We start from the raw sequence: 17818 nt of genomic DNA, 5'->3' as shown, positions 1-17818 counted from the left end.
CGTCTGTCAATGTATGGGGGAGGCTTATCGCGTCCATCGCCACCCGGGGGAGGCGTCGTCATGCACATTCGCGCAAGCCTTGGCCGTACACTCCTGACCACCGCCGCTGTCGCGATTCTGGTGGCCGGCCAACTCGCGGTACCAGATCCGGCCCGGGCCGAGCCTGTTCCGGCAGCTCCGAAGCCTGGCACGGCAAGCTCGAAACCCGGTTCGACCACACCGGACGGTACGGCGCCGGACGCGCCCACGCAGCCGTCGCGTACGGCGATCATGCCGCGACTCGCCCAGGTGCCACCCGTCGACCCGGCACCCGGCTCGGTGCAGGTCGACCGGGGGCAATCCGCCGCGCTGACGCCGATCGCCCCGCTACCCGCGGTCGACCCCGCCGCCGGCACGGTCGACGTCGACCGGGCCCCGGTGGTGCCGAACCCGCCGGTCAGGCCCGTGCCGCTCACCGTGCCGATGCACCCCGCCCAGGAACTGATCGACGCCACCTCGGCGGACGCCATCACCACACTCGACCGGGCCGGCCGGCTTCATCCGGACCGCACCCCGGACCTGGACGCCCGCAAGCTCCAGCCCCAGGTCTCCTCGGCCCAGTTCGTCGATCCGGCGAACCCGGTCACGCTGGAGGCACTGATCGCGGCACTCGCCAGCGGCAACATCCCGCCACCGCTGCCGGTCGACCCGCTGGCGCTGCTGGAGCAGTTGCCGGACGGCATTCCGCGGATCACGTACCGGATCTGCTCGGAGTCGGCCACCAAGACGGTGTCCTGCTCGCTCACCCTGCCGCTGGCCGTACCCGCGATCGTGGACGTGACCGGTGACGGCACCCCGGACGTACTGGCCGACCTGCTACCGGTGGCGCTTCCCGGCGACGTGGTCGCCGCGTCGCGTCAGCTCCTCGATGTGCAGTCCACACTCACCGCGGCCCAGGATCGCCTCGCCGTCGTCCTGGAACTGCTCAGGGACCCGCTCCAGATCATCCTTCATCCCGAGCTGCTGATCGAACGGCTGCGGTTGCAGGACCTCATCGAAGATCTCCAGGCGCTGCTGACGGAGAAGTTGGAAGCCCTGCTGGACCTGATCAACGTCGGCGTCGCCCTGCTGGCGCTCCGACTGCCCACCAGCGAACTGGCCGGTCAGCCACTGCCGGCGCACGTCTGGGCCGTCTACGACCTCCCCGGCCACCAGCGGATCTCGGTCGGCTTCGACGGACTGCGGCGCGGTAGCACCCTGCCTACCGGCACCTTGGGACTGTTCACGTTCAACCCGGTGACCCTGCTCCGGGGCGTGTACGACATCCAGGCCCGGCTGCTCCAGGCTGGTGCCGGCAACGCGCTCGCGGTGACCGCCGGGCTGGCCTCGGTCACCGACGACGACGCGGGTGACCCGTACCAGCCGACGGTGGCAAGTGCCCGGTTCTCGCCCGTACCGTCGATCTTCTCCGCCCGGGCCCGGATCGATCCGGGCAGCGAGACCACCGACCAGAACGTGGTGGTGGACTCGACCAGCGACACCGCCACCCACCTGGACGTCCAGGTGCTCAGCAACCGCGACGGCGTCGACGAGTTCACCCAGCTCGCCGTCGACGAGTTGCCCACCAGCGTGTTCGTCGAGCTGACCCGGCCTCCCGGCGGCAAGGCCACCCTCGAGTACCAGGCGTCCGCCGGCATCGACCGGGTGCTCTTCGCCGACTTCGGCTACCAGCCCACGGGCCTGGTCAACGCGGTCCAGGCCACCGCCGAGGCGATCCCCACCTCGTTCAACGCGGCGTTGGCGAACACCGAAACCGGGGTCGATCTCGACTACACCGCAGCCAGCCAGCTCGCCGCGCTGGACGTCGCGGTGTACGACAAGGCGGGCGGCCTGGTCGGCCGAGGCTCGCTGCGCGGGCTACCCACCGAGGTGCAGCTCACCGCCGACACCGGTACCAGCCACGTGGCGTTCAACGGCGCCCAGCCGCTCGGCTCCGCCACCGTGGCCATCTCGCGCAACCTCGGCACGTTCGCGCCGTACGACAGCGACCACGCGACGCTGGTCACCGACGGCACCGCGCTGGGCGTATCCGCCCGGGTCACCGGCATGCGGCAGGTGGACGCCTACTATGACGGGCATCCCCGGCTCACCACCACGTTCGACCCGGGCGGGCAGCCCTTCGTCGCCGCCGGTGACCTGGACGGGCTGCACAAGGCCCGGTTGGAGATGTCCAACCTGCCGGCCACCGCGTCGCTGGACGTGGACACCGTGGCGCGTACGGTCGCGTACCAGACCAGCTCGGTGATCCACCGGGTGTTCGCCGCGTACACCAACACGGCCGCCGGGCCGACCCTGTTCGCCACCGTCAACGAGCTGCCCGAACGGATCGACCTCTCCTACGACCTGGGCGACCGGCCTCGGCTACGGTACGAGGCGACCAGCCGGGTGCAGAAGGTGGAGGTGTTCGCCAGCCCCGCGCACGTGGAGACGTTGCGCCCGCAGCAGGACCACTACCTGTCAGCGGCCGCAGCCGGGCTGGCCAGCACCATGGACTTCCTGCTGGACTTGCCGGCCCGACACCTCGACGGCACCCAGTCCGATCCGCTGACCAGCCTGGCGGCGGTGGTCCGGTTGCCGTCCGGTGGTCGGGACTGGATCGCGATGGCCGACCTGACCGGCGTGCCGGCCCGGTTCGACGCGGACTTCGCCGAGGGCACCTACCGGTTCCGGGGCCTGTCCGGACCGCTCGGCGGGGCCCGGTTCGCGGTCACCAATCACACCGGCCAGGTCGCACCGACCGGGCTGCACCTGGCCGTACGCTACCGGCAGGTCACCGGTGACCTCGACGGCAGCGTGTCGGTGCGCAACCTGTCCTGGGTGGAATACGCGCGCGACGGCGGCGGACAGACCTTCCGGCTGGACACCGACACCGGTGGTGATCCGGTGTTCGTGGACGCGGACGTGCTGCTCGCCGCGAACGGCGTCGACGACACCCAACTCTCCGCAGTGGCCCGGGTGGACGGGTTGCCGAACACCATCCGGTCCACCTTTGCCGACGGCCGGCTCAGTTACACCGCGAGCGGCAACGTCGGCCTGACCATCGGCGTACGGGTGGGCAAGGTGGCCGCGCTCGCAGGGCTGGGTGCACCGCTGTTCGCCAACGGGGTGGCCCTGGTCGGAAACGGCTGCGACACCGGCAACGGCTGCGCCGAGGACGAGGGCGTGTTCTGCACGGTCTTCACCCGCTGCCTCGGACTCGTCGGCACGGTCCGGCTACCCGGACTGCCGAGCAACCTGGCCGTGGACACCCGGGCGCGTACGGTGGTGTTCACCGGCTACCGGCCGCCGGCCGCGCCGTTGCAGGCGTACCTGCGCCTGGCCGGGCTGGTCGACACCCTGCCTGACGTACGGGCCCTGGCCAGCCTCTCCGGTCTGCCGCCCGAACTGGACATGACGGTCGGCCCGGTCGAGGTCAACGGCGGCTCGATCGACTTCCGGTACACCGCTTCGGCGCCGCTGGGCAGCCTGCGCTTCGACGCCGACCTGACCACCACCAACCAGACCTTCCCAGTGGTGCGCGGCCGGGCCACGGTCGGCCGGTTGCCGGCCACGATGCACGTCAACGGTACGGTCGGTGACCGGACCACCGTGGCCGTCCGCAACTCCGCCGCGGTGGACTCGGTCGGGCTTACCGTGACCAGCGCCAGCACGGGTTACCTGACCGCCTCGGTGACCGGGGTGCCGGCCACCGTGGACGCGCTGGTCGACCTGCCGGCCCGGCACGCCGCGACCACCATGTCGGCACCCATCTCGGCGATCTCGTTCCTGGCCCACGTGCCGTACGCGGGCCGGACCTGGTCCGCGTTCGCGGACGTACGCGACGTGCCGGCCCGGTTCGACGCGGACTGGGGAAACGGCACGTACGCCTTCCGGGCCGCCGAGGGCAGTTCGCTGGGGAGCGCCGCGTTCGCGGTGACCAACCACGCTGGCGCCCTGGCGCCGAACGGGTCACACCTGGCGACCCACTACAACGAGGTCAACGGCAACATCGACGGCAGTGCGTCGATCACCGGTCTGCGGGACGCCGAGTTCGGTCATTCCGGCTCGTCGATCACGGCCAGCTACCACGCGGATCGGCAGACCATCGCGCTGGACGGTGACGTACGGCTGGCCGCGGGCGGTGCGCAGGACGTCCGGCTGGGAGCACTCGGGCGGCTCGGGCCGATCCCGGGAACAGTCACCTTCAGTTCCGCCAACGGGGTGGTCGACTACACCGCCGACACGACGCTCGACGTGGAGACGCAGTTCTGGCTGGGCAAGGTGGCCGCGCTGGACGGGCTGGGGGCACCGCGCTACGCCAACGGTGCCTCGGTGGTGGACCGGGGCTGCGGCACCGGGCCGGGCTGCGCCGACCAGGGCCCGTTCTGCGTGGACGGGAAGTGCTTCGGGTTGACCGGGATCATCAACGTCTCGGGACTGCCCACCCGGGTAACCGTCGACCCGACAACACGCAGCTACTCGTTCGCCGGATACCAGCCCCGGACGAACACGTTGACCCTGTACGTCGACGACTCGGTCTTCGTACCGTCGCCGCCGGACCGGATCAAGGCCGAGGCGACCCTGACCGACCTGCCGTCCGGGATCAACTTCACCCTGGGCCCGATCGACCTCACCGACACGCTCACCATCAGGTACGACTCGGACGTGGACTCGGCCGGCACCCTGGACCTGCACGCCCAGGCCGACCAGGTGCCGATCTTCGGCTCGACTCGGGCGATGGCCCACCTCGACCCGATTCCGGGCGACCTGGAGGTGAGTGGCAAAGTCGGCTCGCCCACCTCGGTGCGGGTCAAGAACTCGACGGTCGTCGACAACCTCTCCATCAAGGCCACCGGCACGTTCAACGGTGACCCGGCCACCGGCCAGGTCCAGCTGAGCGACGTTCCCACCGACATGACGTTCGGCGCCAGAGGTTTCGGCAGCGCCCAGGGCGACAACCTGCCCACCGTGGACTACACGGCGAACGACGGACGGGACACTCTCGACATCGACGTGGAGGTCGAGGCGAACCTGGTTCGGAAGACCGACCTCGCGGTGGTCGGGCCCGACGATCTGGAACTGCACATCACCAACCTCGGCCACCGGACCACCGTCGAACTCGCGCCGGAAACCCAGGTCGTCACGATCACCTCAACCCCGGACACCGACGAACTACGGATGGTCGGCAACCTGCACCTCCGGGTGCCGAGGCAGGACGTGGACCTCGAATTCTTCAACTGCTTCGGGCTGGTACGCGGGTTGTTCGCCGGACACGCGGAGGTGAGAGAGAGCTGGATCAGTGACATCACCTTCCACCTCACCGACATCCGCCAGGCGACGCTGCGGCCAGGCAATGTCCGTACCGACCTGCCGTTCGAGTTGCCCAGGGAGCTGGGCTACCTGTTCCTGGCGTTCGACGGCACCTTCGGTCAGGCGACCATGTCGATGGCCGGCGTCCACCTCGATCTCGACATCGACCTGCTGATGCGGATCGACAAGATCATCGGACCGGACTTCTTCAAACAGGACCTGCAGCTGACCCGGTTGTACGACAGCGTCTACTACCACCGCTACGATCTGCAGCAGCCCAGCCGGGTGACGGTCGAGGTCAGCACCTGGGGCATCCCGTTGGCCGAGATCGTCCTGGCGGTCTGGCCAGGTCTGGCGGAGAAGTCCCGCAACGGGGTGACCGTGCCCGGCGGCCGACCCAGCGTGGTGACCATGCTCGATCCGGGAGACGACGTGGACGACTACATCTTCGACCTGCTGGCGTACGCGGCCTGGCCGTTCGACGGCGAGCACGCGCCCAGGCAGGAGAACACCGGCGACGGCGGGGCATGTTGACCGGCATTCCGGCGGAGGTCCGCCGGCGACGTACCGGGCTGCTCGCCCTGGTGCTCGCCGGCGGCCTTGTCGGCCCGCTCGGCGGCTGTGCTGGCGGCTGCACCGACACCGTGCTCCAGGTGTCGCCGGTCGAGGTTGACGACCTAACCGCCCCGCTCACCGTCAGCGCGCGGCTGACCAGGGACGGCGAACCGATCGCCGGGGTCACCGTGAAGCTGGCGGTCACGGTGGTGGGCCCGAACAACGCGCACAGCGAGGCGCTGTTCTCCGCGACCACCGACGCCGACGGCCTGGCGAGCGTGACCCGGCCGGGCGGGGTCGCCCGACTGTCGCCCACCAACCACCAGGTCACCGGGTACGCCGCCTACTTCCAGCCGCTAGACAAGATCGACGAGGTGCGTTACTGCTGGTCGAGCGTGTCGGCACCGATCACCTGCCGTACCGGTGCCGATTCCGGCCCGTGTCCGGTCAGGACGCCGACCTGACGTCACCGGGTCGGGGCAGGCAGTTCCGGGTGGCGGTGTCGTACCTCGGAACGGGCATGCGAGGCGGCTGGCTGACCGCCGCGCCGTCACCTGACCGGGTACGACGCCGGTAGCGGCCCGAGCAGCCAGCTCCCCGCCGAGTCCGGGTCCTCGCTGAAGTAGAACTCGCGTATCGCCTCCAGCAGGTCGCGGGTGCTGACCTGGTGGTCACCGTCCGCGTCCAGCCGCTGGAAGACGTCCCTGGCATCGAACTCGGGAAGGTTCATCAGCGAGCCGGTCCAGCGGACGTACTCGTCGCTGGTGAGCAGTCCGTCGCCGTCGGTGTCGGCGATCGCCATGATGGCGTCGAGGAACGGCAGGTAGCCGGCGTCGAACGAGGCGGGAGTCTCCAGCAGTCCCGCGGCGAACGCGGCCTTGTACTCGGTCTCGCTGACCTGGCCGTCTGTGTCCGTGTCGGCGACGTCGGCGAGATGCCGCCAGATCTGGTCGGCCAGCTCCTCCAGGCGCTGCCGAGCGGGGGAGTCAGCGAGGTGACCGAACTCCTCGGCCATTCGTACGGCGGATCGGGCGAAGTCCTCGCCCCCGACGTAGCCGTCGCCATTGGTGTCGTAGGTGGCGAACCGGCGGGCGAGCTTGCGATCGAGGAACGGCGAGATGTCCATCGTTGGCCCTTCGAGATCAATTGCTGGTATGTGGCGTGCGGTGAGCGATGCCTTGCGGAGCGTAGACATTGGGGGTGTGATGTGGCAGTGGCTACCCTCATAAATTGACATATGACGGCATAGGTCGTCCTGGGGCTGGCGCCGGACACGGCGGGTCCCTAATGTCCCCGGGCTGGTGTGGGCGGCGAGGCCGTAGGTCGATGGGACATCCGTCGGTAGGTCGGTCCGCAAGGTCGAGTGAGGTCGAGCGAGGTCGGCTTATCGACGTTATCTGACCAAAACAGGTCAAGATCAGTCAATTTCGGCAATGCCCCATGTTGGCGTAGGAACTGTCGGGGCTAGTCACTATCGTGTCGGCTGTTCCAGCTGGGCTTGGCAGCGGTACGAGCTATCCGTCGGAACGACCCTCAGCCGACCCCTGAACCGCAAAGGGATTGACGTGGCCGCTGTACGCAGCTTCGAATTGGTCGCCGGAACCTCGGCAAAGTTCTGGGAGATCAGCCTGGATGGCGTCGAGGTGACCGTCCGATACGGACGTTTGGGAACCGTCGGCCAGACCCAGCACAAGAGCTTCGGCTCCGCACCGACCGCCGCCGCTCACATGGACAAGCTCGTCGCGGAGAAGCTGAAGAAGGGATACGCCGAGTCCGCCGCATCGGACGGGCCCACGCCAGCCGTCGCCGCACCGGGCGGCAGCTCGGCTACCAAGCGAAGCGGTGACGGTACCGTTGGCGAGCTGACTCCCGCCGCGCGGAATGCCACCGCTTCGGCCGCCCGCGACGAGGCTCAGCCGCCGGTCGACGAGCAGACCTTTGTCGTACCACCGAGCTGGTACCGCAGCCGGCATCCGCGTCGGGGCGGTCCGGGGGTGGCCGCGGTGCGCCTCGACCCGTCGGCCAGCGCGGCGGCCGAAGCTCTGCTGTCGCAGCACCGGGACGGTATCGCGATCGGGCTGGCCCATCCGCAGAGCGAGCCGGAGCTGGTCGCGGCCGCCGAGTCATTTCTCGCGGACGCTCCGGACCGCACCCCGCTCGGCGCCACCGTCGTCGCCACCGCGCTCTACGCGCACCTCGACTGGGACTGGCGGAGTCACAACCCGCTGAAAGTCCTGCGCGACGCGTGGATCAGGGATCACGGCCTGGAGTTCGCGGTACGCGCGTTGATGGAGTTCCCCACCCTCTGGTGCGGCGGTCCGGAGTATGGAACGGACGGGAAGATCACGATCGGCCCTCTCCGCCGCACCCCGGCCCGACTCGCCCGCACCTACGGGTACCACCCGGAGACCGGCCTCGCGGAACGGATCCGGGCGGTGCTCGCCGGCGCCCCCGACCACGAGTACGCCGCCATCGTCGAGATCCTCGCCGGTTACCGCGAGTACGGGATCCAGCACCGGGTGGTCACCTCGTTCCTCGTCCCGACGCGAACCGACTGGGTGGACGAGGACTGTGCGGCGGTCGCCGCCCTGGCCGACAAAACACTCGCGACCAGGCTGCTCAACTCCGTCAGCACCCCCGAACAGCTCGCGCTGCTCCGCGCGCATGTCGAGCCGTACACGGTCGTGAGCTCGGCCACCAACCTCAACACCCTGGTGGAGGGGATCGGCCCTGCGGCGGCCGAGGTGTTGGCCGAGTGGCTTGACCAGCCGTACGCCGAGGAACAGCGGCGAATGCTCTCCATCCTCGCCGTGCTCCCCACCGACGAGGCGTTCCAGGTGCTGCTGGACCGGGCCGATGCGAAGTACACCCCGGCGGCGATCCTGGAAGCGGCCGGTCGGTTCCCGGTCCGGGCGATGCGCCTGCTGGCGTCCAGCGCGGACAACCGGACCTGCGCGGAACTGCTGCGCACCCACGTCGCGGCGCAGCCCGAGGTGGCGCAGCAGCTGCTGCCTTCGTTGCCCGTCGATGCCGCGCAGCGGGTCCGGCGCCTACTGGAACAGACAACCGTGGTCGAGGCACCGGTCGAGGCGTTGCCACGGCTGCTGGTCGACCCACCGTGGAGCCGCAAGCGGACAACGCGCAAGCCGGTTGTCATCGGCGGGCTCAGCTGCCCCGACCAGCCGACGATCGGATGGGAGCCCGGGGAACGGGAATCCTGGGCCGCCCCGGAGGCGGTGGCCGGCTGGCTGCACCTCGACAAGCGCTGGGAGCAGCTCGCCAACCGACAGGGCGTCGGCGAGCTGCGCTCGTTCGACCAGATCTCCTTCTTCACCAACGCGCCGGAGGAACTCGCCCGACCGCTGGTCATGGCGTGGCGCCTGCCCGAGGACACCTGGGGCAGCGGGTCGGTGGCGCGCATCATCGCCGGCCGCTTCGAACTGGACGCGCTGAGCACGGTGGTCGACGCCGCCCGGCGGGCCCCGGCCGCCGCGGCCGGCGCACTGCTGCCGTACGCCAGCCCGGAGATCGCGAAGCTCATGGCGAGCTGGCTCAGTCGGCTCAAGTCGGCCCGGTCGGTCGCGCTGGCCTGGATGACCCGGCATCCGGCGGCCGCGTCCCGGGCGCTCGTTCCGCTCGCGCTCGGTCCCGCCGGCACCGCACGCCGAGAGGCCGAGCAGTCCCTCATCGCGCTCGCCGAGGCGGGTCACCGGGGCAAGGTGACCACGGCCGCGCAAGGGTACGGCGCGGCGGCGGCCGAGGCGATCGAAACCCTGCTCGCGACCGACCAGCTCGAGGTGTTGCCGGCCCGGATGCCAACCCTGCCGGAGTGGGCCGAGCCAAAAGTCCTGGCCCGGGTCCTGCTCCGCGACGGCTCGGGGGCCCTGCCCGCGACAGCGGTCCGACACCTGCTCACCATGTTCGCCATCTCCTCCCCGGCCGCGCCGTACCCGGGCGTCGCGCTGGTGCGGGAGGTCTGCCAGCCCGCCAGCCTGGCCGAGTTCGGCTGGTCGCTCTTCCAGCGCTGGCTCGATGCCGGTGCACCGTCGAAGAACGGCTGGGCGTTCGAGGCGCTCGCGCTGGTCGCAGACGACGAGACGGTGCGCCGCCTGGCGCCGCTCATCCGGGCCTGGCCGGGCGAGGGTGGGCACACCCGGGCGGTGAACGGTTTGGACGTGCTCGCCGCGATCGGCTCCGACCTCGCGCTGATGCATCTGAACGCGATTGCGCAGAAGGTGAAGTTCCGGGGGTTGCGGGAGCGGGCCGAGGAGAAGGTACTCGCGGTCGCCGCCTCGTTGGAGCTGAGCCCGGAACAGCTCGCCGACCGGTTGGTGCCCGACTGCGGGCTCGACGCCGCCGGCAGCGCGACCCTCGACTACGGACCGCGTCGCTTCCTGGTCGGCTTCGACGAGCAGCTCAAGCCGTACGTCTCGGACCAGGACGGGAAGCGGCGCAAGGAGCTGCCGAAGCCGGGTGCCAACGACGATCCGGAGCTGGCGCCGGCGGCGTACCAGCGCTTCGCCGCGCTGAAGAAGGACGTGCGGACGATCGCCGCCGACCAGATCCGGCGGCTCGAACAGGCGATGGTGCTGCGGCGGCGCTGGCCGGTGGCCGAGTTCCGGCAGTACTTCCTCTCCCATCCGCTGCTCTGGCACATCGTCCGGCGGCTGGTCTGGGGCCGGTACGACGAGTCCGGCACGATCATCGGGGCGCTGCGGGTGGCCGAGGACCGGACCTTCGCCGACCTGAACGACGACCCGCTCGGCCTGCCGGACGAGGCCGTGGTCGGGATCGCCCATCCGATCCACCTGGGCCAGAGCCTGCCCGGCTGGGCCGAACTCTTCGCCGACTACGAGATCCTGCAACCGTTCCCGCAGCTCGGACGGGAGGTCTTCGAGCTCACCGAGGCCGAACGCGACCAGCCGAGGCTGGCCCGGTTCGAGGGGTGCAGGATGCCCACCGGCAAGCTGCTCGGTCTGGAACGACGGGGCTGGCGGCGCAGCGCACCCGAGGACGCCGGACACCAGGGGTGGTTGCTGCGGGAACTTCCCGACGACCGGGAGGTGGTCATCGACCTCGATCCCGGCATCGCGGTGGGTGCGATCGACATCTTCCCCGAACAGACACTCGACCGGATCTGGGTGAGCGGCACGCGGGACGGCTACTGGCGTACGGAACCAGAGCTCCGCTTCGGTGACCTCGACCAGGTCACCATCTCCGAGATCATCCGGGAACTGCGGGAGGTCACCCAGTGAGCGGGCCGAGCGGTAGCCGACCCGACCAGACCGGTCAGGCACAGCGGCCCCCCGCCGAGGTGCGCTTCGCCGACGACCTGGCCCGGCTGCGCGATGCCGACACCGGTGACCGGCCACCCGGCTGGGCGCTGAGCCTACGCGCGGCCCGGCGGTTCATTCTCGGCGACGAAACCCTCGAGATCCGGCGCAAGTTCGTCGGTGACCCGTCGCTTGTCGACCGCGCCCTGGTCACCCTCGCGACCAGCCGTGGGCTGATGCTCGTCGGTGAGCCGGGCACCGCGAAGTCGCTCCTGTCCGAGCTGCTCGCCGCCGCCGTCAGCGGCGACTCCACGCTGACCATCCAGGGCGGCGCGGCCACCACCGAGGATCAGATCAAGTACTCCTGGAACTACGCCCTGCTGGTGGCGGAGGGTCCGTCGACCCGGTCGCTGGTGCCCGCGCCACTGCTGCGCGGCATGTCCGAGGGGCGGGTGGTCCGGTTCGAGGAGATCACCCGATGCCCGCTGGAGGTGCAGGACTGTCTCCTCTCCCCGCTCTCCGACCGGGTGATCGTGATACCCGAGCTGACCGGGGGCGAGAGTATGCGGTTCGCCCAGGACGGTTTCAACATCATCGCGACCGCGAACACCCGCGACCGGGGTGTGAACGAGATGAGTTCGGCCCTCAAACGGCGCTTCAACTTCGAGACCGTCTTCCCGATCGAGGACTTCGACACCGAACTGTCGCTGGTGGAGGCCGAGGCGACGGCGCTGCTGCACCGCTCGGGTGTCGGCGTCGAACCACGCCGGGACGTGCTGGAGGTGCTGGTCACCACCTTCCGGGAGCTGCGGACCGGGCAGACGGCACGGGGCGACACGATGGAGCGCATCTCCTCGGTGATGAGCACCGCCGAGGCGGTCTCGGTCGCGCACGCGGTCGGCCTGCGCGGCTGGTTCCTGCGCGGTGAGCCGGGCACCGCCGCCGACCTGGTCTCCTGCCTGGCCGGCACGGCGGCCAAGGACAGCCCGGAGGATCTCGCCAAGCTGCGGCGCTACCTTGAGCAGCAGGCCCGGACCCGCCAGGGCGAGCAGTGGCAGGCGCTGCACCACGCCCGGCACCTGCTGCCGGGCTGAGCCGTGACGGCGACCTTCATCGGGGTACGGCACCACAGCCCCGCCTGCGCCCGCCTGGTCGAGCGGACGATCGAGGCCCTGCGGCCGGCGTACGTGCTGGTCGAGGGGCCAGCGGAGATGAACGGCCGGCTCGACGAACTGTTGCTCGACCACGAGCTGCCGGTGGCGGTCTTCACCAGCTACCGGGACGCCGATCGGCAGCACGCCTCGTGGGCGCCGTTCTGCGGCTACTCGCCGGAGTGGATAGCGCTGACCACCGGACGGTCGGTCGGCGCCGAGCTGCGTTTCATCGACCTGCCCGGCTGGCACCCGGCGCTCGCCGGGAGGCGCAACCGGTACGCCGACGCGGAACGGCGCTACGCGGACGTCGTCGAACGCCTCTGCGCCACTTTCGGGGTCGACAACATCGACGCACTCTGGGACCACCTCTTCGAGATCGAACCCGATGACCGGCTGGCCGAACGGCTCGCGACCTACTTCGACCTGGTCCGGGGGGACCTGGACGCAGGTGAGGAGGACGCCGAGCGCGAGGCGTACATGGCCCGGTGGGTCCGGGCCGCGGTCGCCGCCGCCGGGCAACGGCCGGTGGTGGTCGTCACCGGTGGCTTCCACCGGCCGGCACTGATCCGGCTTACTCTGTCGGCCACAAACGGGGCGACCGGCGACGGCTGGCCGGCCGTGCCGCCGCGCCCCGACTCGGCGACCGGTGGCAGCTACCTGGTGCCGTACTCGTTTCGTCGGCTGGACGCGTTCGACGGCTACCAGTCGGGCATGCCCTCCCCGGAGTACTACCGACAACTGTGGGAGGCGGGTCCGGAGCACGCCGCCCGCTACCTGATGGCAGCGGTGGTCGGCCGGCTACGCGAGCGTCGGCAACCGGTCTCCACCGCCAGCCTGATCGCCGCCCGCGCCTCGGCGGAAGGACTGTCCCGGGTGCGCGGCCACCAGCATCCCGCCCGCACCGACGTGCTCGACGGGCTGGCCACCGCGCTGGTCGGCGAGGCACTCGACGTACCCCTGCCGTGGGCCGGGCGGGGCACCCTGCGCACCGGCACCCATCCGGTGGTGGTCGAAATGGTTGCCGCGCTCAGCGGCACCCGGGTCGGTCGGCTGCACCCGTCCACCCCGACGCCGCCGCTGGTGCACGAGGTCGCCGCCGAGTTGCGGCGACACGGCTTGGACCAGCCCGGCAGGCTGCGGCTGACCCTGGGCCAGGACCCCGACCGTACGCGAAGCCGCACGCTGCACCGACTACGAGTGCTCGGCATTCCCGGATTCGTCCGGCGCACCGGCCCGGCCACCGGCATCGACCCGGTCCGGGTGGAGGAATGGACGGTACGAGACGACGAGAACCGGCTGCCGGCCCTGATCGAGGTCGGTGGCTACGGTCCGACTCTGATCGAGGCGACCAGCGCGTTCCTCGCCGAGCGGGTCGTCACCGCGGGCGGTGACGTGGACCAGTTGGCCGAGGTGCTCTTCGACGCCGCACTGGCCGGGGCGGCGAAACTGTCGGCCCGGGTCCTGATCGAAGTCGGCCGGGCCATCGCAGCCGCCCCCGAGATCGGGGCGATCGGCCGGATGCTGACCGTGATGCTCGCGCTCTGGCGCCACGACCGGCTGCTCGGCACGGCGCGCGGCGACACGCTCGGTGTGGTCATCAAGGCGGGGGTGACCCGAGCGCTCTGGCTGGCCGAGGGCATCCGGGGCGGTGCCGAACCGGCCGACCTGCCGCGGATCGCCGCGCTGGTGGCGGTACGCGACGCGATCGTGCACGCCACCACCGAGGTCGACCTCGATCGGGACGCCGCGCTGGCGGTCGCCGGACGACTCGCCGTGGATCCCGGGGTTCCCCCGGACCTGCGCGGTGCCGCGTTCGGCTTCTGCTGGTCACTCAGCCCCGACGGCATGGGCGATCCGGTACGTGCGGTTCGCGGCGCGTTCGAACCGTCGTCGGTCGGCGACTGGCTGGCCGGGTTGTTCGCCCTTGCCCGGGAAGAGGTGCTGGGGCAGCCGGGCATCATCGAGGTGCTCGACGACCGGCTGGGCGCGCTGGACGACCGGGACTTCGCGGTAGCGTTGCCGGCGCTGCGGCAGGCGTTCGAGTTCTTTCCGCCCCGCGAGCGGGAGACCATCGCCAGCAGGTTGTTCGCCCGACGTGGCGTGGCCGGTTCGGGGCGCAGTCTGTTGCGCCTTCCGGTGGCCGTCGATCTGGTCGCAGCCGGGCTCGAACTCGACGCGCGGGTGGACGCCGCGCTGATCCGGGAAGGACTGTTCACACCATGACCGACCGGGCAGTGGAGACCGCGCCCACCGTTTCCGAGCAGGTCCAGGGCGAACACGCGAGCGGGCCGGATTCCGGCGGTCGGCCCGGTGCGCCGGATCCGACTCTCGAACGGTGGCGGCTGGTCCTCGGCGCCGCGGGCTCGCCGTGCCTCGGCGGTCAGCCGATGAGCGTCGAAGCCGCCGCCCGGGACGCCGCGCTCGACTGGCTCTACGGCCGGGACGAGGAGCTCAACCGACGGGACATTCGCACCGGCGGGTCCGGGCCGTCGATGTTGGCCACGGTCGACTGGCTTGACGAGATCAACCGGCTCTTCCCGAAGGAGACCATCGAGCGGCTGCAGCGCGACGCGGTCGAACGGTACGAGATTTTCGATGTGGTCACCGACCCGGACGTGCTGCGACGGGTCGAGCCGAATCCGGCGCTGCTGCGTGCCGTGCTGCGTACCAAGCACCTGATGAATCCCGAGGTGCTGACACTGGCCCGGCAGTTGGTCGAGACGGTGGTACGGCAACTCGTGGAGAAGCTCGCCACCGAGGTGCGGCAGGCTTTCTCGGGTACGCGCCTACGCCGCCCGAGCCGCTTCAAGCAGGCCAGCAACTTCGACGTGACCAGGACGATCCGGAAGAACCTCGGCCACTACCGGCCCGAGGAGCGGCGACTGTTCATCGAGACGCCGTACTTCATCTCGCGGGCCCGCCGGCACCTGGACCAGTGGCAGGTCATCCTCCTGGTCGACCAGTCCGGCTCGATGACCGACTCGGTGATCCATTCCGCGGTCACGGCGGCCTGCCTCTGGGGTCTGCCCGGTGTAAGGACACATCTGGTGGCCTTCGACACCGATGTCGTCGACCTGACCAGCGACGTCGACGACCCGGTCGAGCTGCTGATGAAGGTGCAGCTCGGTGGGGGCACGGACATCGCCCGGGCGGTGCACTACGCCGGCCAGCTGATCGAACAGCCCCGTCGCTGCATTGTCGTACTGATCACGGATTTCTACGAGGGCGGTGACGAGGAACGGTTGGTACGCATCGTCCGCGACCTCGTCTCCCAGGGCACCAGGGTCCTCGGCCTGGCCGCGCTCGACGAACAGGCGAACCCGTCGTACGACCGGGAGACCGCCCAGCGACTGGCCGACGTCGGTGCCTCAGTGGGTGCGATGACCCCGGGCGAGCTGACCAACTTCGTCGCCGAGACGGTCGGCGGATGAGCCCCGAGGTGTTGCCCCGGTCGCGCCCCGACCTGCTGGCCCTGACTCCCGAGGCGCTTGCCGCGCTCACCAACCGAGGGCTGGTCAAGCGTGCGGCGAAGGAGGTCGACCAGGCCCCGCCGACGGTACAGCTGGACCCGGACGGCACCGTACGCGGTCGTTTCGCCGATGCCATCGTCACCAGCCTGCCCACCGGCGGGCTGGACACCGGCAGCTGCAACTGCGGCGCCATCGGAACCTGTCGACACCTGGTCGCGCTCATACTCACCTATCAACGGCAGGGCAGCGGCACCGACGCCGGTGACGACGTCGACCCAGGCGTCGCCGCAGGTGGTCGGGGCGCTGGCGAGCGTGCTGCGGCGGTGCTCGACTGGTCGCCGGGATCGTTCACCGACGAGGTGCTCGCCGCCCGGATCGGCACCCGGCTGCTCGCTGTCGCCCGGCGGGCCGAACGCGCCGGATACGTGGCCCGGGTGCGTCGTGCCAGCGCCACCGATCCGGTGCCACAGGTCGAGTTGAGCACCGCGACGGTGCGTTTCCTGGTGCCGTACGACCTCGGGTTTGTGCACAGCGACGTGGTGGCCGGCGCGCGTGACGACGTCATCGCTCTTGCCGTCTGGGCGTTCCGGGTCGCCGACGCAACCGTGCCCGGTGTGCCCGAGGCGCAGGTCGAGGTCGGCGGCGTACCCGCCGCCACGATGCGCGGCACCGGTCTGGAACCCGCCCTCGAACTCGCCGACGCCGTGCTGCGCGACGGCGCGGTGCACCTCGGCCCGGGTATCTCGGCCGTCATCGCCGACGTACGCCGCCAGCTCGACGCAGCCGGTTTGCGGTGGCCGCTGCTGGCGGTCGACGATCTCGCCGCGCAGTTGACCGCTTATCACGACCGCAGCAACCGCTACCGCCCGGATCTGCTGGCCGGGCTGCTCGCGGAACTGCACGCCCGGCACCGGGCCGTGGTCAATGACGGGGCGAGCCCACGCAGCCGGGTGCTCGGCACCGAGGAGCCGGCCGAAACGCCCCTGCGTCGGGTTCGACTGGACAGTCTGGGCTGCCGTGTCCTCGCGATCGGCGACGAACGGGTGGCCGAGGTTTTCTACGCACACGCGGACAGCTCGACCATCCTGGTGCTGCGCCGGGCCTGGACCGGTGCTGAGGACGGACCGGCTCTGGCCAACCGGCGTGTCGGCGGTGCCACCCTCGGCGCCCTGGCCAACGGGGTCGTGGTGACCGAGTCAGCGGTCCGCAGTGCCAGCCGGACCATCCGGTTGGCCACCAGCCGGATCGCGCGTACGACGGTCGGCCCTTCGCCAGGGCACTGGGACCGCCTTCCCCAGACCATGACGGTGATGGATTTCGCCGTTCTCTCCGAGGAACTCACCGCGCTGCCCCCTGCGGTGGTGCGTCCCCGGGTCGAGGCCGAACTGGTACGCGCCGTCCAGATCGCCGAGATCCGGTCCCTGCGCTACTCACCCGGACACCAGCGTCTCGACGCCGTGGTGGCGGACCGGGCGGGTAACACCGCCACGATCACCGCTACCCACGCGGCGGTGACGCCCGGCCGGTTGGACACGATCGCGGCGACCCTGCGCGGTGCTCACGGTCCGGTGCGGTACGTCAGTGGCGCGGTGAGCCGCAATGGTGGTGAACTTCTGGTCGAGCCGTTCGCGTTTGCCGTCGACGGCCGGTTGGTCGTGCCCGACCTCGCACCAGCGCAGAGCGGCACGGCCGTCGCGGAGATCGAGCCGAACGGGCCGGACGCGCTGGCGGATACCGTACGGGAGCAACTTGAGCTGCTCGCCGAGGTGGCTCACCGGGGACTCGCGCACCTGCCCACGACCTTTACCGATCGGCTGCGCGGCTCCGCCCACACGCTCTCGACCATGGGCATGCGCCGGATCGGCGACGCGGTGGCGCGGTTCGCCGAGACGTTGGGCCCCGATCGCGGGGAGGAGGCGGCCCGCGCATGGGTCGACGCGTACCTGCGACTCAGTCTGGCGGCAGAGCTGTGCTGAGTGGAGGGAGTCGTGTCCTCGTCAGACAATTGTGGGGCGGGTGCCGCTTCCGAATTCCCAGC

The 17818-nt window shown here is 70.5% G+C and carries 8 protein-coding genes; 7 read left to right on the top strand and 1 reads right to left on the bottom strand.

Features of this window, described 5'->3' with window-relative positions:
- The first annotated feature begins 60 nt into the window (after positions 1–60).
- Together BDK92_RS05570 and BDK92_RS05565 are read left to right on the top strand one after the other, a co-directional pair.
- Positions 61–5862 (top strand): hypothetical protein, encoded by a 5802-nt coding sequence (locus tag BDK92_RS05570; RefSeq protein ID WP_147456920.1) that lies wholly within the window; start codon positions 61–63, stop codon positions 5860–5862.
- Positions 5856–6347 (top strand): hypothetical protein, encoded by a 492-nt coding sequence (locus BDK92_RS05565; RefSeq protein ID WP_121155221.1) that lies wholly within the window; start codon positions 5856–5858, stop codon positions 6345–6347. The genes BDK92_RS05570 and BDK92_RS05565 overlap by 7 nt, the downstream gene beginning before the upstream one ends.
- Before the next feature lie 86 nt (positions 6348–6433).
- On the opposite strand, the gene BDK92_RS05560 is transcribed toward BDK92_RS05565, so the two are convergent.
- Positions 6434–7009 (bottom strand): EF-hand domain-containing protein, encoded by a 576-nt coding sequence (locus BDK92_RS05560; RefSeq protein WP_121155219.1) that lies wholly within the window; start codon positions 7007–7009, stop codon positions 6434–6436.
- 439 nt (positions 7010–7448) lie between these two features.
- Here BDK92_RS05560 and BDK92_RS05555 point away from each other — a divergent pair, with 439 nt between their 5' ends.
- Genes BDK92_RS05555 through BDK92_RS05535 form a run of 5 tightly spaced genes read left to right on the top strand, consistent with a single transcriptional unit; the run spans position 7449 to position 17756 of the window.
- Positions 7449–11138 carry a WGR and DUF4132 domain-containing protein gene (locus tag BDK92_RS05555; RefSeq protein WP_121155217.1) on the top strand — a complete coding sequence of 1230 codons (3690 nt, stop codon included), beginning with the start codon at positions 7449–7451 and terminating at the stop codon, positions 11136–11138.
- Positions 11135–12250, top strand: a complete 1116-nt coding sequence (locus BDK92_RS05550; RefSeq protein WP_121155215.1) for an ATP-binding protein — start codon at positions 11135–11137, stop codon at positions 12248–12250. The genes BDK92_RS05555 and BDK92_RS05550 overlap by 4 nt, the downstream gene beginning before the upstream one ends.
- Before the next feature lie 3 nt (positions 12251–12253).
- Positions 12254–14533, top strand: a complete 2280-nt coding sequence (locus tag BDK92_RS05545) for a DUF5682 family protein (RefSeq protein ID WP_121155213.1) — start codon at positions 12254–12256, stop codon at positions 14531–14533.
- Complete coding sequence (locus tag BDK92_RS05540) at positions 14530–15741, top strand: VWA domain-containing protein (protein WP_121155211.1); 1212 nt, start codon at positions 14530–14532, stop codon at positions 15739–15741. The genes BDK92_RS05545 and BDK92_RS05540 overlap by 4 nt, the downstream gene beginning before the upstream one ends.
- Positions 15738–17756, top strand: coding sequence for a hypothetical protein (locus BDK92_RS05535; RefSeq protein WP_121155209.1), 2019 nt, complete (start codon positions 15738–15740; stop codon positions 17754–17756). The genes BDK92_RS05540 and BDK92_RS05535 overlap by 4 nt, the downstream gene beginning before the upstream one ends.
- The last annotated feature ends 62 nt before the right edge of the window (positions 17757–17818 follow it).

Origin of the sequence: Micromonospora pisi, assembly GCF_003633685.1 — a bacterium.
Classification (GTDB): domain Bacteria; phylum Actinomycetota; class Actinomycetes; order Mycobacteriales; family Micromonosporaceae; genus Micromonospora_G; species Micromonospora_G pisi.
The sequence above is the reverse complement of the archived record's forward strand: the minus strand, read 5'-3'. Positions and strand labels throughout refer to the sequence as shown.